The organism is Ignavibacteria bacterium (assembly GCA_017302895.1).
In the GTDB taxonomy this organism is placed as follows: Bacteria; Bacteroidota; Ignavibacteria; order Ignavibacteriales; family Ignavibacteriaceae; genus UTCHB3.
In genome coordinates this window covers 186,039-211,373 of record JAFLBV010000001.1, presented here as the reverse complement: position 1 = coordinate 211,373, position 25,335 = coordinate 186,039, and the positions used below count along the sequence as shown (strand labels likewise).

The following is a 25,335-nucleotide window of genomic DNA, read 5'->3' as shown; positions in this document are numbered from 1 at the left end:
ATACAAAATCTGGCTGATCCTGTTTGGTGTAGCCCTCTTTTTTGGACTCTCTTCCACGGTTTCCTCATTCCTTTATTACATAGGCAACAACCAGGAATTCCATTGGGATGTGTATCTGCCGCAAAGATTACCGAGCTATTTCATGTGGGCTTTGTTTGTCCCGTTGATTCACTCCAAGGTTGCAAAACAGTTCAGTCATTTCGGATCTGTTACAGAGAAGGTTATCAAACTGACCGGGTGGATAATTCTGATTTCGGTAATGCACCGTCTCCTGGCGTTTATTTCCATTGGTCTGATAATGGAAAATCTTGGCGAGATTCTTTCAACTCTTTTTTCCAATCCAAAAGAGATAATTTTACCTCTGATTTCCCTTTCAGCAGACAGTTTTATGCTAACCGTGATCATCGGTCTGACGGCAGGTGTGATCGAATACTCCCGGTTTATCAAGCAGGAAAATGTAAAGCAGGAAGAGATTAAAAGAAGACTTGTTGAGTCACAATTGCAGAATCTGACGGGCAATCTTCATCCCCATTTCCTCTTTAATGCCCTCCATGGCATCTCGATGATGATCTACAAAGACCCCATGCTCGCCGATAAGATGATTTCATCCCTTAGCGACCTGCTGAGAAGCACATTCCAGAACTCCGAGGATCAGTTTATTACCCTGAAAAAAGAGATTGAGATCGGAAGAAATTACCTTTCCATTCAAAAACTAAGATTTGGTGCAAGGATTGTAGAGACTGTCGAACTCCCCGGTATGGGTGGAGATGTGATGGTACCAAAATTCATTCTTCTGCCTCTTCTGGAAAACTGTATCAAACACAATGTCGATATTTCACCCGAATCAGTTGAAATTGGTTTGAAAGTCACGGTTTCAGAGAGTGAAATTTCGATTGTCGTAAGAAACAGCAGACCCGTCAGGAAAATAAAAGATCCCCTCCCTTCAGGTGAAGGATTAAAACAGATAAAAGCACGACTCGAAATCCTTTATGGAGAAAATTTTAAATTCGAGATAAAGGAAACCGACTCCGAATACACTGTTGAAATAAAAGTCCCCGTCTCAAAGCAATGATTAGAGCGATAATTGTGGAAGATGAAGTGCTTGCACGCGAAAAACTCCGGTTTTTTCTTGAAGACTTCCCCAATGTCTCTGTGTTGGATGAGTGCGGGGATGCAGTTTCAGCTCTCGAAGCGATAAAAAAACACAACCCCGACTTGATCTTTCTCGATATCCAACTCCCCGGCATTTCCGGTATGGAATTGATCCGCTCGATAACCAAAAATTCGCCCGGGGTTATCTTTACAACGGCCTTCGACAATTATGCAATCGAGGCATTCGATTTCCGCACCCTCGGCTATCTTCTCAAACCGTTTGACAGACAAAGATTCCGAACCACTATGTTGAAGGCTCTCGAAAAACTCGAAGAGACTTCCCCGGTAAAGGCTCCTGCAAACAAAATTCCCGTAAAAAAAGAGGGTGACAAAGGGAAATTTGTACTGCTTGACACAAATGAAATAAATAATGTCCAATCAAACGGCAACACAATCCTGATTCATACCGACACTTCCCTCTTTACCATGCAGACCACACTCGATTCAATGGAAAAACTCCTCGGCAGCACACAATTTATCAGAGTTCATCGAACGGCAATCGTTAACAGGGAAAAAATTGTCGAAATTGAAAATCTCTCGAACAACGAATATCAACTGAAACTGAAAAACGGAAAGAAAATCTGGACAGGCAGAAAATATGCCGCTGCAATTCAGGCACTTCTAAAAATTTAGTCATCACTTCATAACAGTTCACCACTTCCATATAACTATTCGTCATCCCGTCGTAAAATTACTTCATCACCGTTATTTAATTGCGTTCGAATTTGAAACTTTATTTAAGGAGCAGCCAAATGAGATATGCGATTATTTTCCTGATCTTCCTCTCTTTTGCGTTAAATGCGCAAAGATTCATCAAAATCACCGAAGGTGCCATCGTGAACGACGGGGGTGACTCCCGCTCCGTCAACTGGATTGATCATGACAGGGACGGAGACCTCGACCTCTTCGTAAGTAACGGAAAGAACGGCGGACAAAACAATTTTTTCTACCAAAACAACGGCGATGGTACTTTTACCAAAATTGATTCTTTAGTGATAACAAAAGACAATTCCCCCTCTGTTGGTGCCTCATGGGGTGATTTCGACAATGACGGATTCCCCGATCTGTTTGTCTCCACATGGTACAACAAAATAAACTACCTTTACAAAAACAACGGAGACGGCACTTACACACAGCTATCATCTTCGGCGGTGATGGCTGATCTGACATACTCCGAAACGGGAACATGGGGAGACTACAACAAAGACGGCTGGCTCGATCTCTATGTAACAAACAGTGCGGGCAACACTCGAAACCTCCTCTACAAAAACAATGGAAACGGTTCGTTCACAAAACAGCCTCAAACGGGATTCCTGACCGACCAGTTTTTTTCAAGAAATGCCGATTTCATCGAATACAATGGAGATTTCCTCCCCGATCTTTTCGTCGTAAATGAAGGGAGTCAGAATGAAAACCTCTATACAAATCTCGGAAATGGTTCGTTCAGCAGAACGGGTAATGCTCCCCTTCTGAATAACGGAGGAAGTTCCATCAGTTCAAATTATGAAGATGTGGACAACGACGGTGACATGGATTTTTTCATTACCAATGCCGAAGGTGGCAGAAACTGGTTGTTCCTGAATGACGGAAAGAACAATTTCACCAAAGTGGCAGAACCCTTCAACAGCGATGTCGCAAATTCATTCTCAAGCATTTTTGGGGACATCGATAATGACGGCGACCTCGATCTTTTTGTTTCAAATGCCTTCAATGCCGACAACACGCCGATGACAAATTATCTCTACATCAATCAGGGAAACGGAAATTTTGTTCGCGACACTGTGACTCTGTCAGATCAAAAAGGCTGGACATACGGTGCAGCTTTAGCCGACTATAACAAGGACGGCTGGCTCGATCTCTTTACCGCAAACTGTTTTGGTGCAAATCAGAATAATTCACTCTATCGAAATTCGGGCGGCTCAAATAACTGGATAATGATCGATCTTGAGGGAAGAAAAAGCAACAGAAGTGGAATCGGTGCGGTTGTAAAACTGAAAGTGACTGAAAACGGGACTCCGCGCTGGATGACAAGACGGGTATCTGCACAATCGGGGCATTGCAGTCAGAACATGCAACTGCATTTTGGACTTGGAACAGCTACCGCAATCGATTCCGTTGTCATTATGTGGAGTTCGGGGATTGTTCAGCTTGTTAACGGTTTACTCCCCGGTTCATTCAACCGGATTGTGGAAGACACGACCCTTACGGATGTGGAACCTGAAACAGATCATTCCGGTATTCATGGTTTTAACCTGATGCAGAACTACCCGAATCCATTTAATCCCGAAACCAGAATCTCTTTTACCACTGCAAAAGGAGGGACCGTAACACTTAAAGTTTACGATATCCTCGGAAACATCGTTAAAGAACTGATCAACGAATACAGACATGCCGGTCAGCACACTGTCACTCTGAATGCAGAGGGTATGAGTTCGGGAATTTACCTTTATGAACTGGCATCAAATGGCAACAGGATTGTAAAGAAACTCTCAGTGCTGAAATAATGAATCAGGAGTAACCTCAATTATATTCATAAGTGGCAGATTTTTTGTAAATTGCCACTTATGAAAATATACAAATTAATTCTGCTGCTTGGTCTTGGCATCCTTGCCACCGGCATAAACTCTTGTGCATTGTATGAGGCATCACCGGGTCGTGCCCATGACAAATTGCTTGCGAGCTGGTTGAGTGAACCCAGATATGTCGAAACCGAATTACGAATCACCATTAAAAATTTTAAGGTGCTGCATGGTGAGGAACTTGTAAAGGCAAACAGAGAGATGAATATCCCCGACTATACTCCTCCGACTTTCAGAATCTGGAGTTCACAACCGTTCGAGTACATCAACCAAAGGAATGTTAAATTTCTCGGGGTTTCTCCCGAACCCGATGAGCGATGGACTGATGCAGAGAACGGAAATGTAATTTTCTACTGGGATATTGCAAAAAGAATGAAAGATGGTGATTCACTTGTCATTACACGGCGATTCAGATACGATTTATTTAATTTTACTGTTCCGCAGGATATCCAGACAGCCAATGCACCTGATGGCATGCTTGACGATGCAGAAAGGTACCTTGTTTCCGAGGAGTTTCTTGAGTTGACAGACAGCATTAAGGCAATGTCTGTGTCTATCGCCGGGGGCGAAAATGATCCGCTAAAAAAGGCAAGACTTTTTTATGACTGGATGAGGGGTAACATGAAATATGAATGGCCCGTCCTCGCGAGAGGTGCCGGTGAGGCACTTAAAACTTGCAAAGGTGACTGTGGCCAGTACTCCTACCTCTATATTGCGTTTTGTCGTGCTTCAAACATTCCCGCAAGACTTGTCTCCGGTTTTATGCTGGCACCCGATACTCTAAGCTATCATGTATGGTCGGAAATTCAACTGCCCGGTCTCGGCTGGCTGCCGGTTGATTGCACCGATAAAAACGGTTTTCTTTCCCTGGACAACAGAAGGCTTGTCACTTCCAGAGGAACTAACATCCCCCTCCCGAATGTACCGGCTTGGGCAACCTGGAAAAACAGCGAAGCCCAAAACGGGAAAACCGACTTCATGCAGATGATGACTACAGTTATCAGCGGAGTAAAAGCCGAAGTTTCTACCCGACGAATTCTTCACAAATATTCAAAATAATCCTTTTACGGCTTGTCCACATATTCCAGAAGTTCTGCAAGATGAGGTCTCCCCCAGTTTGGGTGAATCGAGGATGCAGGAACAAATTTTTCATATTTTTCCTTGGCTGTAAGAAACAGCGGTTTTGCTTTTGCTTTGCCCCCACCCATCATCTCCGGTGTAAACAGGAGAATCAATCCGCTTTGCAGGTAGGTTCGAGGGTTTTCAGGGTCAAGTTCAGTGGCAGTCGCCATATATTTGGTTGCCAATGGCAGCATTGTCATATATCTTTCCATGGGACTTATACTGATTCTGGCGTAAACAATTACTGATTTGATGAGATAAATCTCGGAGTTGTTCGGATTAAGTGAATCAGCTCTGTTAATATAAAACTCAGCTTTGTCGATTATTTTTTCCTTAAGAACATTGTCCTTCTCTCTCATCGAATAGGCGGAATTTGCTACAGATGCATAATACTGAGCTATCCACTCACCTGTTTCAACATCTGCAATCCTCTCGAAATTATTAATTAGCAGTTTTGCCGTCTCCGCATTTTTTGTGGTATCAAGAATGGCAATATTTTTTTCGAGGGCTTTTATCATCTTCTCATTTTGAGAGAAAAGAGAGATCATTCCAAGAACAAGTATCAAGAGTAATTTTTTCATGGCTAAACTTTATTTTTATTTGTAATCAAATGAGATAAACACTCCGACAAAATATGTCCTGAGTGCGGGTGCGATAACTTCCTGCCTCCTGGCTCCATCAGTCGAAAATCTGTACCCGTAAATATTCTCGTAACCCGGCAGGTTTGTGATGGAAACATACACGATTGCAAAATTACCAAAAACGGTGGTCAACCAGCTCCCGTTAAAGCTAAGGCTGTGCTGTACGGGAGTTCTGTCACCATTAAATATCGGATTGTTGGGATTGAAATAGGGTCTGCCCGAAGAAAATGTGTAAGTGAACCCTATAAAACTGTTAAGCGCTCGGAAAGCCTGTTTGTAAACCAATGTGAGGGTGTGTTCTGATGCGAATGTTGGAGTCGCAAGTGTTGGGAAATCCCGGTAGTCCCTCTCAGTATCAAGCCAGGAATAGGATATCCAATAGTCAATATTTTCGAAAGTGGCACCCCTGTCACGCCAAAAAACATCAATTCCTTTTGCATAGCCGGTACCATTGTTTTTATATTCGGGGACTCCAAAAACAGGTCCGGTGATATTTCGTTTCATCAGTGACTTATAGTCCTTGTAATACCCTTCAATCCTGAATGTGGTTTTTGCACCAATATACTGGTAGTTCAAGATATAATGATCAGCCCTTTCATAATCAAGGTTTTTTCCCTGATAGAGAAATTGTCTGTCAGGCGTTTGATAAAACTGCCCGTAGGCAAAATTTATCTGATCGTCATCGCGGACTCTTATCGCCATCGAGACTCTTGGAGCGATATTTGCTTTATTAAGATAATCTGAATATTCATACCTTGTTCCAATTCTGAATGCGGCAAAATCGGAAAGGAAAAAATCAGTTTCAGCAAAGCCTGCATAATACTTATCCTCCAGACTTGCTTTTAAGGATGAAAACGAATCATCCGCTTTCAAGAACCAGGTTTCAGCACCCACTGTAAGGAAAGCAAAGTCTGCTATATTTTTAGTACCCTTAACCTTGAATTGATGCAGTTGGTCGTCCCGGTTAGCCGGGAAAGTATTTAACTGAAGATCATCATTATTGTTGCTGTATGAATAACCGGCAAAAAGGGCAACATCACTTAATCCTATATCAGTATAACTGGTGTTTACATAAAAATTGGTGTTGTTCAACTGGAACCGTGGCTTGAATGTCGGATCATCCAGACTCTGCTGGTAAAGGGACAACTGACTGTTTGAGAAAGTGCCATAAAACTTGTACATACCCGATTTACCCGTTTTTTGGCGAAACAGAAAAGTCCCTGCCTTGCCGACCGGAGCTTCATCCCACTCAACTCTTTGTGGAATTATATTGTTATACGGGGCGAGATTAAAATAGTCAGCAGAGACACTGATTGCAGTGTTCTCCCATCGTTGTGTGTGTACCGCATTAAATCCCGCTGCCAGAAGACCAAATGAGCTCCTCGTATCGGGCGGAAGGTCAATGCTCTTCAGGATTAATGTGGATGACAATGCCTGACCATACTGGGCTGAGTATCCACCTGTACTGAAGATCGTACCCTTAAACAATATTGCTGAGAATCTGCCTCTTTGAGGAACATCAGGAACATTGGAAAAATAGGGATTTTGAACAATCATTTCGTCAATAATTGTTTTTGTCTCTGCGGATGAGCCTCCTCTGACAAAAAGCCCTTCGGTTTCACCAACCTGAGAGGTACCGGGAAGTGTGTTCAAAGCACTTGAAAGATCACCTGTTGCTCCGGCTGTTGTCAGAATATCGAGGGGTTTAAGAACAACTGATTTCCGCTCATCTGAGGCTTCAAATGAACCGGCAGAGATTGTTACCTGTTTCAAAATCTTGGAATCGGGATCGAGTTTCAAGTCGAATGTAAGCGATTTCCCGTCAAGTACAACCTTTGTTTCTTTTGTTTTATAACCAATGTAACTCGAGACCAATATCTGCTCACCGGTCTCAGTGGTTGTAAACTCGAAATTGCCTTTTGCATCACTTGAGGCACCATCATAACTTCCCTTTATAAAAACATTGGCTCCCGTCAGCAGTTCTCCCTGTGTGGAACGAATGGTTCCCGATATTTTTGTCTGGGCTAATAGTGTGAACGGCAATATTAAAAGCAGTAATAAAAACTTCACAGCAGTCCTTCAATTGTTTAAACTAAAACCTCTGAAATTTAACTAAAAGTTTCAAAAAGCTTCTTATTTATATGATAAACGGAAAAAAAGTGTGGATTGATAGAAGTAAAGAGAAGAAACCGGTTGATTTCTTCTCTTTATCTATATTAAAAGTTCTTTACAAAATTGAGGGAAATGTTGGCGGGTGCAGCCTGGGAGATATTATAATCAAAATAAAAATTCCAGGTCGTTTCAATGCTCTTGTTGTAGGATGATACAAGACGCACAGCATTAATTGCACTGGCGATTCTGTTAAGGATCATACCGCCGACTACAAATCTGATATTGTTGTTCCAGCTCTCGGATGATGACCAAAGTTCACGGTAACTTTTCCGCTCGGTGTTGGTCGCCCAGTTCCATGAATGGGTGGCAGTATTGTACATTTTGTTGAATCTGCCCTGCTTTGCCATGTCGTCGTTGAAATCACTTATATTAAGATAGTTCCCGATGTCTGCGTAATAATCGCCGTTTTTTGCAGACATGTTTTTCACTCCTCCATACGATTCAGCGTATGAGAAATAGTTATCTTTTTGCCTGTCGGAATAGTATCTCATTCCTCCGTACGCCAGCCACAAGCCCGCCTCTGCAATTGTAAAATACTTTCCGCTTGCATACCCTTCGGCATATAACTCACCCATTCCGGGGAGTAAAACGGAGTACAGAATTGCAAGACCGACATTTTTCTTGCCGGGAGCCTGGAGAGAAAGTTTCATGGAAGTGCTGCCGTTATCGGGCATTTCCTTCAACTTCATGGATGATTTGAACTCCGCCAAAGATCCCTTTTCCTGGGCAGAGAGAATAAATGAGGATAACAAAAATATAACAATTAAACTTTTCATTGACAGACCTTAAACGGTAATCGATTCGGTTTCAAGTATCTCACCATAACAATGCTCTGCATCGCTCGAGAGAATTCTGAATTTTGAAAATTTGTTTGTGAATTCAGGCATAAAAGGATGACTTATTCTTACATACTCTGAAGAAAAGCCCTTCATTTCACCCGAATTATTTGTGTTTTCGAACAAAACATCAACTTCTTTTCCGATAACGGAGGTGTAAAAATCAGCCTTTTTCTTCTGGCTGAGAATCCTTAAAACATTCGTACGACGCCTTCTCTCTGCTACATCGACCACGCCCGGCATGTTGATTGCTTTCGTTCTGGGCCTCTCTGAATATGTAAACACATGCAGGTAGGAGACAGGAAGATTCAGAAGAAAATTGTGAGTCTCGGTAAATTCCTTCTCACCCTCTCCGGGGAAACCCGTTATCACATCAACACCAATTCCCAAACCCGGAATAATCCTGTTCGCTTTATAAATCAGTTTGTCATAATCCGCGGTGTTATATCTCCTCTGCATCAAACGCAAAATAGAGGGACTTCCGCTCTGAAGTGGTATATGAAAATGTTTAGCCATTTTCTCCGAACCCGCTGTCAGTTCCAGAATCCTGTCCGTCAACAAATTCGGCTCGATTGAGGAAATTCTGATTCTGTAATCACCCGGCACTTCAAGAAGTTTTCGTAAAAGTTTGTAGAACGACATGTCAACATTCTTGCCGTAATCCCCGACATTCACACCGGTCAATATAATTTCTTTGTAGCCCGCATCAAGGAGTTCTGCAAATTTTTCTACCGCCTTGCCGGGATCCATGCTTCTGCTGCTTCCTCTCGCCAAAGGTATTGTACAGAAGGTGCATTTGTAGTCGCAACCGTCCTGAATCTTGAAATAGGCTCTGGTGCGGTTGTCAGATTCACCTGATGATGCAAAACCAAATTCACTCGATAGGTCTTCTGTTGGAGAAACGAAGATGCAGGCGAGTTCTTTTTTCTCAAAATTGTCTATAAATGAAAAAACATCGAATTTTTCCTTGCTCCCGAGAACCATGTCAACTCCGTCAATCGCTGCAATCTCTTCAGGACGCAACTGTGCATAACACCCTGTGACGAGTACATAGGCATCAGGATTTGACCGAAGTGCTTTTCTGACTATCTGACGACAGTCTTTCTCGGCATTCTCGGTAACTGTGCATGTATTTATTACATAAACATCAGCTTCATGGTTGAAATCAACCACTTCAAATCCGTTTTTCAGGAATTGCTTCCCGATCGAGGAGGTTTCGGAAAAATTAAGTTTACAACCTAATGTGTGTAAAGCGACTTTCTTCATCAACTATCTATAAAACTGAATCTCAAATTTAATTCACAACGGGATTCCAAAAAAGGCAGTTCTTTATGTGAAATCAGACCGCGATAATAAAAAAGAGGCTGCACTTTAAATGCAGCCTCTAATTACATGATCAATTACTGATCATTAATTTCCTTCTTTTTTAGGTTTTCCGGCAGCCGGCGAAACTTCAAATGTAGGGAAATCGAGATTTTCAACTTTGGAGGTTTCTGCGTTCTGGAAATCAGAAACATTGACTTTCTCAAGTTTATGAGTAGCCATGTATTCTTTTATTTCCTCTTCGTCCTTGTCTTTAAGATAAGCAACGGAGCTAAGAACGATTTTCTTGTTCTCTTTGTCGAAATCAATTACTTTAAGGTTTACTTCCTGATCGATAAGGAAATGGTTTCCAACATTTTTAACCTTGCCGGGTGAAAGTTGTGAAGTAGGAACAAAAGCGTCAACGCCTTCTTCCAGTTCAACAATTACACCTTTTTCGATCAATCTTGAAATTTTTCCTTTTGTTTCAGTTCCTGTACCGTAAAGGGTTTCAAATCTGTCCCAGGGGTTATCCTGAATCTGTTTGTGACCCAATGAGATTTTTCTCTGTTCGGTATCAACAGTAAGAACTACAACATCAATTCTTTCACCTTTTTTGACAACTTCCCCGGGATGGCGAATTTTCTTTGTCCATGAAAGGTCACTGATGTGGATGAGTCCGTCGATACCCGGTTCCAGTTCAACAAATACACCAAATGTGGTAAGATTTCTTACTATACCTGTGTGTTTGCTGCCGACAGGATATTTAGCCATCAATTCATGCCATGGATCGGGTTCAAGCTGTTTCATACCGAGAGAAATTTTCTTCTCTTCAGCATCAAGGCTAAGGATTACTGCCTCGATTACCTGTCCCATTGAAACCATCTGCGATGGATGTTTGATATGCTGAGTCCAGCTCATTTCACTGTTGTGAATGAGACCTTCGATGCCTTTTTCGATTTCGATAAATGCACCATACTCGGTAAGAGAAACAACTCTGCCTGAAACTTTTTTGCCAATCTCATATTTCTCGGCAATGTTTTCCCATGGGTGCGGGAGAAGTTTTTTCAGACTGAGAGAAATTCTTCTCTTTTCTTCGTCGAAGTCGGTAACAACAACTTTGATTTTCTCATCAAGTTTAACCACTTCGTTAGGGTGATTGATTCTGCCCCAGCTGAGGTCGGTGATATGGATAAGACCATCTACACCGCCAAGATCCACAAACACACCAAAATCTGTAATTGCTTTAACAGTACCTTCGAGGATTTGACCCTTGTCAAGGCTGTGTAAAATTGCGTGTCTCTGATCAGCGAGTTCTTCTTCAACGAGTACTTTGTGTGATACAACAACATTCTCGGTAGGGATATTAACTTTAACAACTTTAAAGTCCATCTCTCTGCCGACAAATGCGTCAAAGTCTCTTATAGGACGCACATCGATCTGTGAACCGGGAAGGAATGCATCCATACCCATAAGATCCACAACCATGCCGCCTTTAATTCTGCGGGTGATTCTTCCCTGAATAACATCACCGCTGTCGTGTGCTGCAAGAACTCTTTCCCAAACTCTCAAGAAATCTGCTCTCTTCTTGCTGAGTACCAGGTTACCTTCCTGATCTTCAACGGATTCGAGAACCACTTCGACTTCGGTTCCAAGCTTAAGGTCGGTCATACCTTCAAATTCTGAAATGGGTATCTGACCTTCTGATTTGAAACCAACATCTACTATGACATAGTCGGGCTGAATACGAACAATTTTACCCTTGACCATCTCTTTCTCTTTGACATTTCTAAACGATTCACCAAAGAGGGATGCGAGTTCTGAAAATTCTTCCTGTGTATATTCGTCATCAAAGAAATATTTCTTTGATTTGTTAAACAAGACCTCAAGATCCAATGTTGGGGTCTTCTTTTCTTCGGACATTAATCCTCCAATGTACGGTTATTGCTGTCTGCTCAAAACTGCCAAAGGGCGCGCAGCATTATTGATTGGTTAGTGTAACATATATCTGACTAACTGCAGTTTGTTGTGCTATAAAACTTCTTCTTCTATTCCAAATTTCTCTTCAATCAGCCGTTTGAAATCCCTCATCACCCAGTGAGGTGTTGAAGTGGCGCCTGTAATTCCGACGGAATTTGCACCTTCAAACCAGCTCCAGTCAATCTCTTCTTTTGTCTCGGCAAAGTATGTTCTCTCATTCACATCGTGACAGATGTGATAGAGCACCTTTCCGTTACTCGATTTTCTTCCCGCAGTAAAAATTATAATATCATTCTCAGCGGCAAACAACTGAAGTTTCTTTTCTCTCCCTGAAACCTGCCCGCAAATTGTGTCTTTGGCATGGTATTCAACCGCTGTCTCTTCTATCGAACCGATAACCAGAGTATCCAGTTTTTGGCGAAGAGCGTCCGCCACTTCCTTGAACTCCTGCTTGTCCATGGTGGTCTGCGAAAAAAGAACTGTCGGTTTTGTAAAATCAACCGATTCCAGTGCCTCTTCCTTGTTCAAAACCACTATTGAAGTGTTTCCGGTTACTCCGTTAATCCCGATAACTTCGGCATGATTTTTTTTGCCAAATATCACGACCTGAAAACCTTTGTCAACAAATTTTCTTACCCGTTCCTGAACCTTGATCACTATGGGACATGTGGCATCCACAAGTTCGAGCCCAAACTCAAGTGCAAGTTTGTATGTTGCAGGCGGTTCACCGTGTGCACGAATCAGTACCCGGCTTCCTTTTGGAAGTTTTGGAAAATCTTCCACGGTGATGGTTTCAAGGCCAAGGTTATTCAATCTCTGAACTTCAACAGTGTTGTGAATTACATCCCCAAGGCAAAAAACCTTTGGTTTATCTTTCAGCGAATCTTCGGCAATATCAATTGTTCGAACCACTCCCCAGCAAAATCCGGCATTTTTATCAATCGTAACTTTCATCTGTTCACCTTTTTCTTAATCAAACCGAAATCTCAGCCCAACTGTTCCTTTTCGCGCACCAGTTTTACAATATGATCGCACTGCTGTTCAAGTGTCATGGAAGTGGTATCAATCTCTATTGCGTCATCAGTTTTGCTCAATGGTGAAACTTCTCTCCCCGAATCGTATTTATCGCGTCTGATGATGCTTGCCCGAACTTCGTCGAACGACATTTTTGCTCCCTGAGCCTGAAGTTCGGAGAGGCGTCTTTTCGCCCTTTCATCAACCGTTGCAGTGAAAAAGAACTTGAAATCCGCATCGGGGAACACAACCGATCCGATATCCCTTCCCTCCATTACAACTCCACCCTCTTTCCCCATTTCCTGCTGCATCCTGACAAGTTCGGTCCTTATTTCAGAAATGCTGCTTATTTTCGACACATTTTGATTGATCTCTTCAGTTCTTATGGCTGCAGAAACATCCTCATCATTCAGGAAGACAATGTTGCCGTCCTCACCCGGTTTCAGCGTTATTTTATACTCCGGAAGCAGCGATAGAAGAGCCTCTTTATTATCAAGATTACCCGTTCTGATAGCGAGAAGTGTAACCGCTCTGTACATCGCTCCGGTATCTATAAACAGATATCCAAGCCTCTTTGCAACAAGCTTTGCAGTACTGCTCTTACCCGATCCGGCGGGTCCGTCTATTGCCACTGTAAACATTTTTTTCATAGCTTGGAAATATACGGAATTTTTAGCTTTTATGCAATTTTGAGACCAGTTGAGATTCAAATCCGACTGATATATATTTTGGGGTCTTTGAGTAGTAGAAGGCATCAGTTTATTTCACCAAAAAAGGCTGCCCCCTTATTGGAAACAGCCTTGAATTCAATCTTCAGGAATTCATCCTTCAGCCCTATTTCAACGCAAATTCTTCATCGTTTTGGAATAAATTATCCCGGCATCGATTCCCCCTTCACCGGAGAAATCACACTTTTTAGGATCGCCGGGACAGCGGGTGGCACAGTAGTTTTGTGAAGGGAGAATAAATTCAGCTTTGTTTCCGACTGGTCCCCAAAGAGATGGTTTACATGCAGGAAGAGGACAAAAAAGGGAAAGGGTATCAACCCCCAATGCCGCAGCTATGTGCATGGTGCCTGTTGAAGAGGAAATTAAAAGGTCGAGGACAGAAAAATTGATTATCGATTCTCTTAAGGATTTACCTTCATTTATCAGCGGAATGCCTTCAGGAAGTGTCAAGTCATGAGGTAGCCGGTTATCCGTAACCACCACTTTGATTTCCGGATTTGATGAAAGAAGATTTATGAGCCTGAGATACTCACCCGCCGGCATGTTTGGAGCAGAGCCGCCACTGGTTATATGCACACCGGTTATCTTCTCACCGTTTGGTGCTGTTTCCTTCTTGAATTTCTCCGCGGTGAACTGTTCTTCTTCGCTTAAATAAATTTTTGTTGAGAAATCCGTGACTTCCCCGCCGGCTGATCTGACAAAATCGAGACAATAATCGGCTTCACTTCTCTCTTCGGCATATTTTTTACGATCCAAAGAGATGGTATTGGTCAGAAGATGGTAGAGTTTTCTGCTTGTTCCATATCTTCTTTTTATCCCTGCCAGAAAAAATGAATACGCCAGTGTTTCATTCGGAAGAAGCATAAAACCATCGGTGAAGCCGTGGGGTTTAAGAAATTTTGCAAGACTCCGGATTTTTGAAATCCCCTTTGAAAAATCGTCCCAAACGAGAATATGATCGACAAATGGATTGTGAAGGAAAATATCCTTTGTGTAGCTTCTGACCAGTACCGACACTTCACAACCGGGGAAACTTTTTTTTAGCTCGCGCGGAAGTGGAGTTGCCAGAACGGTGTCACCGATTCTGTCGATTCTTGCGATAAGAAATTTTCGTTTGTCGCTCATTTTCCTGGAATTGCGTTATCTTTCGTTTTGAATTCTGAAATTTATGAAAAAATCAGCTAATAATGAGAAAAGCCGACTTTAATTACATCGATCACTATAAAACCGACGCCCGTGAATTCGACTATTTTGTAGAGAGAACGGGGGCAACTGCCCATGATGAAAGACGGGTTCATGAATATATCATGTCGGAAGTGGATGTGAAACAGGGGAAAATTCTAGATGTTGGTGCCGGAAATGCATGGATTGCAGAGCATTACATCAAAAAAGGGTTTGAAGTGGTTTCAATGGATATTTCCCTAGTCAACCTGAAGAAGGCGAAGGAAAAAGTACCACATCCGCACCATTCCTGTGTCAGCAGCGACGCTTTCTCTCTCCCGTACAAAGATTCCTCATTCGATCTTGTTGTTGCAAGTGAAGTGATTGAGCATGTACACGATCCCGAAGGTTTTGTAAAGGAACTTTCCCGGGTTGTAAAGAAGGGGGGACAATTAATCATAACCACTCCCTACAAAGAAAAACTTCAGTATTCACTCTGCATCCATTGCAATAAACCCACCCCTCTGCACGCCCATATTCATTCTTTTGATGAGAAGATTCTCGCTTCTTTATTTAAGGATGTGGAGCATGATAAACTTGAATGGGAAACATTTGGCAATAAAATTCTCATTTTTGCCAGAACCTATGTAATAATGAAAATTTTCCCGTTCCCGCTTTGGAAATTCAAGGATAAAGCCGCCAATTTTCTCTATAATCTGCCCGCACACATCATCGTGAAATGCACACGCTGATCTAAACAAAATGGTGGCTCTCGTTTGAAAACTCTCTCTCCCAGTTTAATTCTTCTGCCGCCTTCATTGAATTGAGCTTTATCTCTCTGCGAATTTCAGGATCGCAAAGATGGTTTAGAGCCTCAATAATTTCATCTTCATTTTCGGGATTAACATATCTTCCAACCCCGTAGAGATCTATAATCTGTTTTATTTGTGGAAGGTTGCTGGCAAGGACGGGAATCCCGGCTGCTACATATTCGAAAAGTTTGTTTGGCAGCGCATAATAGTAGCTTTTGCTTATGTTCTCAATAAGGGTACAACCGATATCAGCCCCTGCTGTGTATGAAAGAAGTTCATCCTGTGTTACGGAGCCTGCAAATATAACCCTGGAGGCGACACCCAGCCCCTGTGCGTATTTTTCAAGTTCAACTCTGAGTTCCCCCTCTCCGAGAATTATCAGGTGTAGAGAACCATTCTCCGGCAACAGTTCAATTATTTTCCGTAATCCCCTTCCTTTAACTATAACTCCCTGGTAAATCAGGATTACGGCATCGTGAGGAAGATTAAATTCTTTGCGTAAATCTTTTGCTTCTGATCGTGCAGATTTCCGGGGTAAATTTCTGAGGAGTATGAATTTGTCTTGGGACAAGCCGTAATCCTCGATTAAGACTCCGGCATCCATCATACCCGTCACGATTATTTTATCGCAATCCCTTATATATGATTCTTCAATAAATGAAAGAAGAGTCTGAACACTTTTTTTGCCTGTCAGTCCAGCAAGATAGCGGAAAAGTTCTCTGGAATCATAAAAAAGCGGTTTACTGCGAAATTTTGCAAAGAAGGAGAGGAAAGGCAGATTGTAGATATCGGCTGCTATGTACAAATCGTACTTGTTAAAGAGCAGTTTAAGGATGACGGTAAAGGCAAATTTGAGGTAGAAACCGGCGGAGGATTTTCCTTTTGTCAGCTTCACGACGGGGATATCACCCCCTTGTGGACGGTCGAACCAGTCGAAACTGACAGTCTCCACCTCGAATCCTCTTTCAATCAGTGAGGCGCGAAGATTCCTCGCCCTCGTATCGTAATTGATGTTTCCAAGAAAGGAAATTAAAATCCGGCGGTTTTTTCCTGAATCAGAGATCAATTTTCAGGGTGTTTCTCATTACTGTTCTTGCGTCAAACTTCTCTTTAAATTCGATCAGGTTCATGCTCGGGGTCATGGGATTTGCAGCTTTAGTATCCTGCGAAACACCGATATCCACATATTTATAGCCGCTTTCTGTTGCCCACTTCACTACTTCATACATAACCCGCTGAATCGGCTTCATGTGATCATATTCGTATTTGAGCATATTGTAGAAACAAAGAGTCACCTGTTTGTTGGTGTTGAACATCAGACTCCCGCCAATCGGATTACTTTTGTGGTAAACCATGAAAAGCTTCATCATCCCAGGCATCAGTTCGTTAATTCTGTAAATGTCTTCAAGGGAGTGAGTGGGTTTAACATTGTGTCGAGCTTTGTTTTCAATCAAAATGGGATAAAATTCATCAAACTTTTCGTTTACCTCAACATCGAGCCACCCCTCTTTAAAGGTTTTTCTGATGTTTCTTCTTGTGGTGGGTGCAAATTTTTCCAAAAAATCCTCTGAGGGATCGAGCTTTATGCAGCTTGAGATATAATGCAAATCGTATTTGAATCCTCGCCACAACATTGCAAAATCGAGACTCTGGTTTCTGGTTTTTTCATAGATATCGGGTGCGGAGGTAAGGATATAACCTTTGAATCCCTTTTCTTTTCCATAGGCAATTAAAAGATCAATCATGTCAAGTGCTTCAGCAAACCGGATGTCACCTGTTACCAGGGAACCGTAACTCGCTCCGATTGGTGACTCAAAATAGCCATCGGGCATTATTCTTCCCGGAAGAACACCTTTAATGTTCCCTCTCTCGAGGATTATCAGATGATTATATGAGAATTTTCCGGGGGTGTGGTAATCAAAAAATATCTGTTTATGAAATACCGTTCCGTTATTTGAAGTGTCAACAAATCTGTCCCAGCGCTCTTTCCATTCGGGACTGTATTCTATTATTTCCATTTTTCCACAAGTATAAATTATCGAACTTTTAAAAATATGAATTTTTAAAATAAAAAAGCCCCGGATAAACCAGGGCCGGATACATACGGGAGATCAATTTCTTATTTGGTAAGGTCGAGCAAGCCGTTTTGGGAATCACCGTAAGGTGAATTTACAAAGCCATCAGCTTCGCTGTCGTTAACCCACTCTTTACCATCGAGTACATATCTGAACTGATAAACTGAACCTGTCGGAATTTCAGCTACTAAAGAAAATGAACCATCTTTTTTGAGTTTGCTCATTTGATGTGCTTCCTGATTCCATCCGTTGAAATCACCTACCACACTGGCTGACTCAAATGGTTTACCGATCTCTTTAGCTATTCTAAATGTGACCTTGCAAACCGGTTCACTCTTCAAAAACTGTTTTTTAACAGACATTCATACCTCGAAAACTTGTTGACTAATATTAATTATCAAAATCTTTGATTCAAATATAGGGGGTCCTGTGCCTTCTTGCAAGAAAAAAAGACCGTTCGGGCAGCCGACCGAGCATTTTTTAGACATTTTTACCCTGATTTTAGCTCGTTCGGTCAGCCGACCGAGCTGTTTTAATGCATCGGGCAGGGCACAATGAGGTGTTTAGCCTCCCCGTTCGGGCAGCCGACCGAGATATTCAGTCTGTTCCTCCCTCTCTTACTACAGTATTGATGGTGCAACAGAGCACGGAAAATGGAAATCGTTCAGTGAAAATTCAACTATATTTATTGGCTCTTTTTCAGTAAATTTTGGTTTGTATTTAATAATATTTTCCGGAAAATTAATGGCTTCTGCTCCAAAGAAACACAGTCTTGTAACTGCCATAACCGTAACCATCTCGACCATGATTGGAACGGGTGTTTTTACAAGCCTTGGCTTTCAAGTTTTTGATATTAAATCGGTTCCCCCACTTCTTGCATTGTGGATTATCGGCGGTATAATTGCGACTGCAGGTGCTCTCACATATGGTGAGTTGACCTCGGCTTTTCCAAGATCGGGAGGCGAATACAACTTTCTCTCGAGATTGTATCATCCAATAGTCGGTTTCCTTTCGGGCTATGTCTCGGCAACCGTCGCATTCGCAGCTCCCATTGCCCTCGCCGGTATGGCACTCGGTACTTATTTTGGGGGCGTCATCGCTGATAAAACTGCACCTGACTTTGAGTCGGTGAAATTGATGATTGCTGTCGGGGCCGTAGCGTTAATGACTGTGATACATATTATAAAGGTGAGCATCAGTGGAAATTTCCAAAAGTATATTACCTCCCTTGTGGTACTCCTTATAGTTGCTCTGATTATGGCAGCGTTTATTTTTGGAACTCCTACTCAACTCCCTTTCCTTGGTTTTGATTATGACTTGAAATCTTTACTGAGTGCACCATTTGCAGTTTCACTGATTTATGTATCATATTCATATTCAGGCTGGAACGGTGCTGCATACATTACTGAAGAGGTTGAGAATCCCACTCGGAATGTGCCTCTTGCTCTTTTTATAGGCACAATGATCGTGATGGGATTGTATGTTCTCCTTAATTTTTCATTTCTCTACATGGTTCCTGTTGATCAGCTACAGGGACAGATTGATGTAGGCCTCCTGGCAGCAAAACATATTTTTGGTGATTACGGAGCTGTAATAGTGGGACTCCTCATTTCCGTGTGCCTTTTGTCAGCAGTTTCGGGTATGACATTTATTGGACCAAGAGTCACCCAAACGATGATGAAGGATGTAATTCCAAACATCTACAACAGATTTAAATTCCTCAGCAAGGAAGTGCCGGTTGTCCCCATCCTCTTCCAGAGCCTTGTTGCTGTTTTTATGATAGTTACCTACACTTTTGAACAGGTTCTGGTTTATATTGGTTTTACTCTTAGCCTCTCGACGACAGCTACCGTGTTTGGAATTTTCATTCTTCGCACAAAGTTGAAACATATACCAAGGACATACAAGACATTCGGGTACCCGTTTACTCCGATACTTTTTATTCTTTTTGAAATCTGGATGCTTACGCACATTCTGATGGACAAACCAAAGGAATCACTTGCTGGTCTTGCAACTGTTCTGTCAGGAATAGTTGTTTACTATATTGCAAAACATTTTAACACAAAATTCGAAAATCAATAAACAGGTAAAAAAAGGATGAACTCAAATATTTCATCGATAGTAAAAAGGATTGTCTCTCTTAATCTGGCGACACTTACCCTTATCATATTTCTATTTTCGGGATGCAACAAGACAGCATCAACCACTCCCGTAAAAGAGGACTCGACAAAAGCGAAAACCGAAACACCCGCTAAGGAAGAACCCAAAGCCGGTGTTGACCTCTCCAAATATGACATGCAATACAATGACATGGCAAAAATTCTTGGCGGTTTCGAGGTCTCGGCTTCTTCAAAATTCTTCAAACTTACCGAAGAAAAAGCATGGAAGAACCATCAGAAATTCTTCACTTCCAAATGGGCTAATCTTCAAAAGGAAATTCTTGATTCAGTTGAATACTGGGCGAAAACAGAACTCGCAGATTTCGATCCAAAAGCTAGAACAGTTTTCTATCCTTTTGGCGGACCCGATTTCCTTTTCGCTCACGAGTTCTTCCCGAACGCAAACACCTATATTTTGCAGGGACTTGAACCAGTAAACAAACTTCCTGAATCAATAAAGGCAAACGATCCAAGTCTTGCAACTTACCTCGATGACCTTCAGGGTTCACTTAGAATTCTTACCACCCGTGGATACTTCATTACAAAGCAGATGAGCAGCGATCTCAGAAAAGGTGTATTCAGAGGCGTCATCCCTGTTTTCTTCCTCTTCATGGCAAGATCAGAGCTTACAGTACTGGATGTTAAGTATATAACGAGTGAAAAAAGTGGCGACTTTAATCTTGAGGAGAGCCAGCTCGTCTCAGGTGATCAGCTTAAAGGCGAGGCAAAGGGATGCGTTATCTACTTTACCGACAAAGAGCAAAAAGAGGTTAAGAAGCTTTACTACTTCAGTACAGACACCCAGAATAAATCATGGGCAAACAGAAAAAACCTCCAGAAACTCGTGACCGATAATTCACCTGTTATCTTTTTCACAAAAGCCGCTTCATACCTTCTTCACGGAGAGGATTTCGCTTCACTTCGTTCATTTATTCTCGAAAACGCAAAATACCTTGTTCAAACAGATACAGGTATTCCCGTTAAATTCCTCGAGAACGGACAATGGGACATGACCTACTACGGTACATACATCAGACCAATTGGTGATTTCCCGTGGGCTTATCAGGCAGGAATGAAAAAGATTTACAGCGAAACTGACAAAATTAAACACATGCCTTTTGGTATTTGCTACCGCTGGAAAAAAAGCGAATCGAATATCATGAAAGGTATCAAAAAGTAGATTCAGGGGTTTAATCCCTTTACATTTTCCCAAATTCCACAGGAAGAACAGGAACGATGAGATTACTCTCTAACTTCCTTTCTTCTTGTGGAATTTCTTTATATAGTGATCTAACAGATCTTCAGACCGATAATTACTAATTATTCTAAATATACAGATATAAACCCATGGAATTAGAAACCCTTCTCGCAAGAATCCCGGACTTTAGCAACATACAAGATCCTCACGGGGCAACACACCTTCCTATTTATCAGACTGCTACATTCGACCTGAAGAAACAATCTGGCGAAAAAATATATGATTACTCAAGAACTGATAACCCGACCCGAGGAGCTCTTGAGCGAATCTTCACTATTGCTGAAAATGGAAGCGGTTGCGTTTGTACAAATACAGGTCTTTCCGCACTTGCACTTCTTTTTGAGACTGTGCTTTCGACGGGTGATGAAATTCTGGTGGAAATGGACTCATACGGTGGCACTTACAGACTTCTAAAAATATTCAGTGGCAAGTTCGGTGTGAAAGTCACCTCTACCGATTTTCTTGATATGACAAATGTTGAAAAGATTTTGCAAAATAAAAAAGTAAAGATGGTGCTGTGCGAGTCTCCTACAAATCCGGGCTTAAAAATTATAGATATCAAGGCAGTTGCTGAATTGTGTAAAAAACATGATACCCTTTTTGCTGTGGATAACAGTCTTGCAACATTTGCTTCTCAGAAACCGCTCGATCTGGGTGCCGATTTTTCTGTATTCTCCGGAACGAAATACATTTCAGGGCACGGCAGTGTGATATCAGGGGCTGTTGTATCGAAGGATAGAGAATGGGCTGAAAAGATAGCATATTTTTCAAACGCCGAAGGAAGGGCACAAAGTCCTCTTGATTCTTTTCTGATTACCCTTGGTCTGCCAACACTTCCCTACCGGATGAAAATTCAGGAGCAAAGTGCCCTGAAACTTGCGGAATATTTCTCAACACGAAATGACATAGTAAAAGTAAGATTCCCGTTTCATCCTTCACACCCGCAGTTTGAACTGGCCAAAAAACAGATGAAGGTGTGTCCCGGAGTGTTGACCATACAGATGGAATCTGTTCATAAGGCTGAGCAGTTTGTCAGGAACACAAAACTCTTTGGTGAGAAAGCTTCATTTGGCACTGCGGATTCCAGAGTTGAACAACCTGCCAGAATAAGTCACGCTTCATATTCCGATGAGGATCTGCTTGGGATTGGCATTACAAATGCCTCTCTGAGAATATCAGCGGGTCTTGAGAGCGTTGATGACCTCATCGACGATATAGAACAGGCACTGAGGTAATTATGGCTTCAGAGTATCTTAAAAGAATTGATTGCGGTGAACCGCTCCCGTTTAATAATCCACATGCCGTTTCGGTAAGCCTGCCGGCTCTTTCCGATGTGATCGGTTATGAGGAAGGCGATCCACAAATAATTAATAAAATGAGAGCAGGTTATCCAAGATTCAGAATGAACAACTTTCTGACTGAATCTGTAATCCTTTACCGTGAAAGAAAAGGGACTGACGACAAATATGAAGTGCTGCCCCTCTCCTCCTTTTCTGCCGTTAAGCTACTGATGGATAAGTTCGGAGAAGAATTTTCCACTGATCATAACGGTCACTTCCCTTTGATCAAAATTGAAAAAACATCAGCAGCACTCCCCGGTGTAAAGTCATTCCTGCAAAACACAGGAATAATTCCATCATCAAGACAAGCCGAAGATTTCCTGATCGAGGAAGGGAAATTAAAATCACCCTATGAGGAAGAAGTTGAAAGCCGGGAAAGCGCTCTCGAAATAATTCTTGAGACCCTCTCTGATGCCTACTCCTGCAACTCAGGCGATATTATCCTTGCCAACGGTGGAATGAACGCAGTCTATTCTGTTTTTGAATCGATCAGAGGGATACAATCAAAAGCCGGAAGAACAATATTTGTTCAGTTTGGATGGATGTACCTCGACACCATTTCCATTCTGAAAAATTTCGGAACAAACTATACAAATGTCTCAACTGTTGAGGAACTTGAAGCGTTGCTGAGAGCAAGAGGCAATGAAGTGGCGGCACTTTTCCTTGAGATACCAAACAATCCGTTTGTAAGAACGCCTGATCTCCCTAAGATTTCCGGTCTGCTAAAGCAGTATGATGTCCCTTTAATAGTCGACGGTACGGTTGGGACTCCGTATAATGTCGAGGTACTTACCCGGTCAGATATTGTGATCGAAAGTCTGACAAAGTATGCCTGCGGAAATGCAGATTTATTGATGGGAGCGATCGTACTCAATCGGAAGAGTGAATTCTCCGGATCTGTAGCAAAGTCAATCAGCGAAATGGTGGAACCCCCATACATCAGGGAACTGCAAAGACTGGCGTTTGAGATCAAGGGGTATCGTGAAAGAATGGGAAAAATTTCGGCAAATACTGCCGGACTCGCAGATTATCTGAGTGGCAACCCAAAAATTAAAAAATTATACTGGGCACTTGGTGAAGATTCTTCCGAGAACTACAAAAAGTTGATGATGGGGGAAGGCTCTGTTGCAGGAATGATTTCAATTGTTTTCGACAAACCTCTGCAAAATTACTATGACAGGCTCAGAATTGCCCAGGGACCTAGTCTCGGCACCGAATTCACTCTCGGGATGCCATATTTTTACATGGCACATTACGATCTTCTAAAAACCACTGAGGGAAGAAAATATCTCAGCGGTCTCGGTATTGATCCCGAACTTATCCGTATATCTGTTGGTACAGAACCTCTTGAAGAACTGATTGTTGTTTTTGAGGATCTGTTTAAGGCAGACTGATATCCGGCCTAATTATCCGAGAGCATAAAGATATCCGTCTCTGCTTGAACAGTAAACCGTATCGTTCCAGATTACCGGTGTAGCTTCAAAAGATGTATCAGAATGAAATGTTTCGAGTTTTTTCAACTTGACACCATATTCAACACCTGCGGCATTCTTCGCTGTTTCACCATCGCCTTTTTTACCTTTCACAAATTCCATCTGTACGAGATGAAGTCCGTTGTAGGTCGGGGCAACGATTTTGTTTCCACTTGTGAGAATCGGGCTGCCAATTGAAGGTCCTACATAAATTTTTGCGAGAAGTTTTGGAACAGCACATTTCTTTTTGTTGAGTGTGTCGAGAGTCGTCTCACCGGAAAGTTCGTGCTGGCTTCCAACATACAAATTGCCATCGATTGCTAAAGTAATCCAGATGTCAGGATATTCGTTGTTTGGATTGTATTCATCGTTGATTGCGGCAGTTCCGATAATGCCACCCTGCCATTCAGCAACAGTTGTGTTTTTGGTCGGGAAAAACCATTCTACAGAATCTTCAGCAGGTTTGGAAGGATCAAGTTTCAGCACTCCACCTTTCCCCGGGATATACTGTTTTTCGATGGTGGCAATAATCTTGTTCTCTTTTGTTACAACCGTCGAACCATCGATATCCGAACCTGTGTAGTAATCGTAATCAATAGCCATTTTCTTGATATCGATTCCATAAATATGTCCTGCACCGGAGGCTATGAAAAGCCTGTCACCCATTCTTGCGGGACTCGCTTCAACCACGATGTTATTGCCGTGTTTGGCTGCATCAGAATCTTCAAACAGTTTTACTTTCCCAAGAACCTTGGGCTGATTGATTCCATCCAGCATGGCTGCATCACTAATTTTACTGCTGAGGAAGAATCCAAATCCACTTTCAACGGCATTGAAGATCATCCCGTCACCCAAATAAAGTGGAGAACTGTCATTGTCACGACTGTAACAGACACTTCTCGGGACATTAAATTTCCATATTTCCTTCCCTGTTCTGTAGGAAATTGCCCTGAAACTTGGAATGACCTTACTGCCCTGGACAGAATTTCCATTTCCCAGGCGACTTCCTTGAAGAAGAACTATACGATCAGGTTCGGCTGCAGTCGTATCGATATAGACAGAACCGGCTCCTTTCATAATATCATTATTTTTGTACTTCCAGACTTCCTTCAAGCCATCGGCTTCAAACTTCCTTAAGTACTGGTCATATCCGCCAAGTACAAGCATCAGCTTTCCTGCCTCCATGTAGACTGTAGGTGTGCCCGTCCAGCCGGCTCCGCAAAATGATTTTCGTCTGCTACCGACTACTGACTCGGAACATCCAAGCCTGAATTTTGACTTTATCTTGAGCTTGTTCACATCACCTTTGCCATAAAACCGTCTGCACTCATTACCAAGGAATGTATACATCAACACTTCTGTATCACCGTCAACCCAGGGGTTGGGGGGAAGTTTTGGTTTGTCGTCCTCTGCTTTGGGAATCTGTCCGTTCCCCTTGCCACAACCAAGAATTGAAATGCTGCCCGCTCCTGTAGCTGTTACAGCTGTGATTATGCCAAGTGCTCTTAAAAAGTCTCTTCGTGTTGTCATTT

General features: G+C 42.2%; 21 protein-coding genes. 9 read left to right on the top strand and 12 right to left on the bottom strand.

From position 1 onward, the window contains the following. Positions 1-142 precede the first annotated feature (142 nt). From J0L60_00850 to J0L60_00835, 4 genes are all read left to right on the top strand, one after another. Positions 143-1,072, top strand: coding sequence for a histidine kinase (locus tag J0L60_00850; protein MBN8544654.1), 930 nt, complete (start codon positions 143-145; stop codon positions 1,070-1,072). Further along, positions 1,069-1,785, top strand: a complete 717-nt coding sequence (locus J0L60_00845; protein MBN8544653.1) for a response regulator transcription factor — start codon at positions 1,069-1,071, stop codon at positions 1,783-1,785. Before J0L60_00850 ends, J0L60_00845 begins: the two co-directional genes overlap by 4 nt. A 119-nt stretch (positions 1,786-1,904) precedes the next feature. Next, positions 1,905-3,656 (top strand): VCBS repeat-containing protein, encoded by a 1,752-nt coding sequence (locus J0L60_00840; protein MBN8544652.1) that lies wholly within the window; start codon positions 1,905-1,907, stop codon positions 3,654-3,656. 60 nt (positions 3,657-3,716) lie between these two features. Next, positions 3,717-4,790: a transglutaminase domain-containing protein gene (locus tag J0L60_00835; protein ID MBN8544651.1), complete on the top strand. Its 1,074-nt coding sequence runs from the start codon at positions 3,717-3,719 to the stop codon at positions 4,788-4,790. A 5-nt stretch (positions 4,791-4,795) separates the two neighbouring features. Here J0L60_00835 and J0L60_00830 read toward each other — a convergent pair whose 3' ends face one another. The 8 genes from J0L60_00830 to J0L60_00795 form a co-directional block, all read right to left on the bottom strand. Continuing rightward, entirely contained in the window at positions 4,796-5,434 is a 639-nt protein-coding gene (locus tag J0L60_00830; GenBank protein MBN8544650.1) for a hypothetical protein, read from the bottom strand. Between the two features lie 15 nt (positions 5,435-5,449). After that, positions 5,450-7,564 carry a TonB-dependent receptor gene (locus J0L60_00825; protein MBN8544649.1) on the bottom strand — a complete coding sequence of 705 codons (2,115 nt, stop codon included), beginning with the start codon at positions 7,562-7,564 and terminating at the stop codon, positions 5,450-5,452. Positions 7,565-7,710: 146 nt separating this feature from the next. Continuing rightward, positions 7,711-8,376, bottom strand: a complete 666-nt coding sequence (locus tag J0L60_00820) for a hypothetical protein (protein ID MBN8544648.1) — start codon at positions 8,374-8,376, stop codon at positions 7,711-7,713. 75 nt (positions 8,377-8,451) lie between these two features. Further along, on the bottom strand, positions 8,452-9,768 hold the full coding sequence (mtaB, locus tag J0L60_00815) for a tRNA (N(6)-L-threonylcarbamoyladenosine(37)-C(2))-methylthiotransferase MtaB (GenBank protein ID MBN8544647.1): 1,317 nt from the start codon (positions 9,766-9,768) through the stop codon (positions 8,452-8,454). A gap of 144 nt (positions 9,769-9,912) precedes the next feature. After that, positions 9,913-11,727 (bottom strand): 30S ribosomal protein S1, encoded by a 1,815-nt coding sequence (rpsA, locus tag J0L60_00810; protein ID MBN8544646.1) that lies wholly within the window; start codon positions 11,725-11,727, stop codon positions 9,913-9,915. 108 nt (positions 11,728-11,835) lie between these two features. Beyond that, on the bottom strand, positions 11,836-12,738 hold the full coding sequence (locus J0L60_00805) for a 4-hydroxy-3-methylbut-2-enyl diphosphate reductase (GenBank protein ID MBN8544645.1): 903 nt from the start codon (positions 12,736-12,738) through the stop codon (positions 11,836-11,838). Between the two features lie 32 nt (positions 12,739-12,770). Next, positions 12,771-13,448, bottom strand: a complete 678-nt coding sequence (locus tag J0L60_00800; GenBank protein MBN8544644.1) for a (d)CMP kinase — start codon at positions 13,446-13,448, stop codon at positions 12,771-12,773. Between the two features lie 189 nt (positions 13,449-13,637). Further along, positions 13,638-14,651 (bottom strand): glycosyltransferase family 9 protein, encoded by a 1,014-nt coding sequence (locus J0L60_00795; protein MBN8544643.1) that lies wholly within the window; start codon positions 14,649-14,651, stop codon positions 13,638-13,640. Positions 14,652-14,713: 62 nt separating this feature from the next. Here J0L60_00795 and J0L60_00790 point away from each other — a divergent pair, with 62 nt between their 5' ends. Beyond that, positions 14,714-15,439 (top strand): class I SAM-dependent methyltransferase, encoded by a 726-nt coding sequence (locus tag J0L60_00790; GenBank protein ID MBN8544642.1) that lies wholly within the window; start codon positions 14,714-14,716, stop codon positions 15,437-15,439. 1 nt (position 15,440) lies between these two features. On the opposite strand, the gene J0L60_00785 is transcribed toward J0L60_00790, so the two are convergent. The 3 genes from J0L60_00785 to J0L60_00775 all read right to left on the bottom strand — a co-directional run bounded on the left by J0L60_00785 (position 15,441) and on the right by J0L60_00775 (position 17,936). Beyond that, complete coding sequence (locus tag J0L60_00785) at positions 15,441-16,565, bottom strand: glycosyltransferase (GenBank protein MBN8544641.1); 1,125 nt, start codon at positions 16,563-16,565, stop codon at positions 15,441-15,443. Then, entirely contained in the window at positions 16,555-17,517 is a 963-nt protein-coding gene (locus J0L60_00780; protein ID MBN8544640.1) for a GNAT family N-acetyltransferase, read from the bottom strand. The genes J0L60_00785 and J0L60_00780 overlap by 11 nt, the downstream gene beginning before the upstream one ends. Positions 17,518-17,618: 101 nt before the next feature. Further along, positions 17,619-17,936: an isoamylase early set domain-containing protein gene (locus J0L60_00775; GenBank protein MBN8544639.1), complete on the bottom strand. Its 318-nt coding sequence runs from the start codon at positions 17,934-17,936 to the stop codon at positions 17,619-17,621. A gap of 382 nt (positions 17,937-18,318) precedes the next feature. Here J0L60_00775 and J0L60_00770 point away from each other — a divergent pair, with 382 nt between their 5' ends. The 4 genes from J0L60_00770 to J0L60_00755 all read left to right on the top strand — a co-directional run bounded on the left by J0L60_00770 (position 18,319) and on the right by J0L60_00755 (position 23,725). Beyond that, positions 18,319-19,656 carry an amino acid permease gene (locus tag J0L60_00770; protein ID MBN8544638.1) on the top strand — a complete coding sequence of 446 codons (1,338 nt, stop codon included), beginning with the start codon at positions 18,319-18,321 and terminating at the stop codon, positions 19,654-19,656. 15 nt (positions 19,657-19,671) lie between these two features. Then, positions 19,672-20,913: a hypothetical protein gene (locus tag J0L60_00765; protein ID MBN8544637.1), complete on the top strand. Its 1,242-nt coding sequence runs from the start codon at positions 19,672-19,674 to the stop codon at positions 20,911-20,913. A 167-nt stretch (positions 20,914-21,080) separates the two neighbouring features. Next, the gene (locus J0L60_00760; protein MBN8544636.1) at positions 21,081-22,226 is read left to right on the top strand and encodes an aminotransferase class V-fold PLP-dependent enzyme; all 1,146 of its coding nucleotides are present in this window, start codon (positions 21,081-21,083) and stop codon (positions 22,224-22,226) included. Between the two features lie 2 nt (positions 22,227-22,228). Further along, positions 22,229-23,725 carry a PLP-dependent transferase gene (locus J0L60_00755; GenBank protein MBN8544635.1) on the top strand — a complete coding sequence of 499 codons (1,497 nt, stop codon included), beginning with the start codon at positions 22,229-22,231 and terminating at the stop codon, positions 23,723-23,725. 12 nt (positions 23,726-23,737) lie between these two features. Here J0L60_00755 and J0L60_00750 read toward each other — a convergent pair whose 3' ends face one another. Further along, entirely contained in the window at positions 23,738-25,333 is a 1,596-nt protein-coding gene (locus tag J0L60_00750; protein MBN8544634.1) for a twin-arginine translocation signal domain-containing protein, read from the bottom strand. Positions 25,334-25,335: the final 2 nt, after the last annotated feature.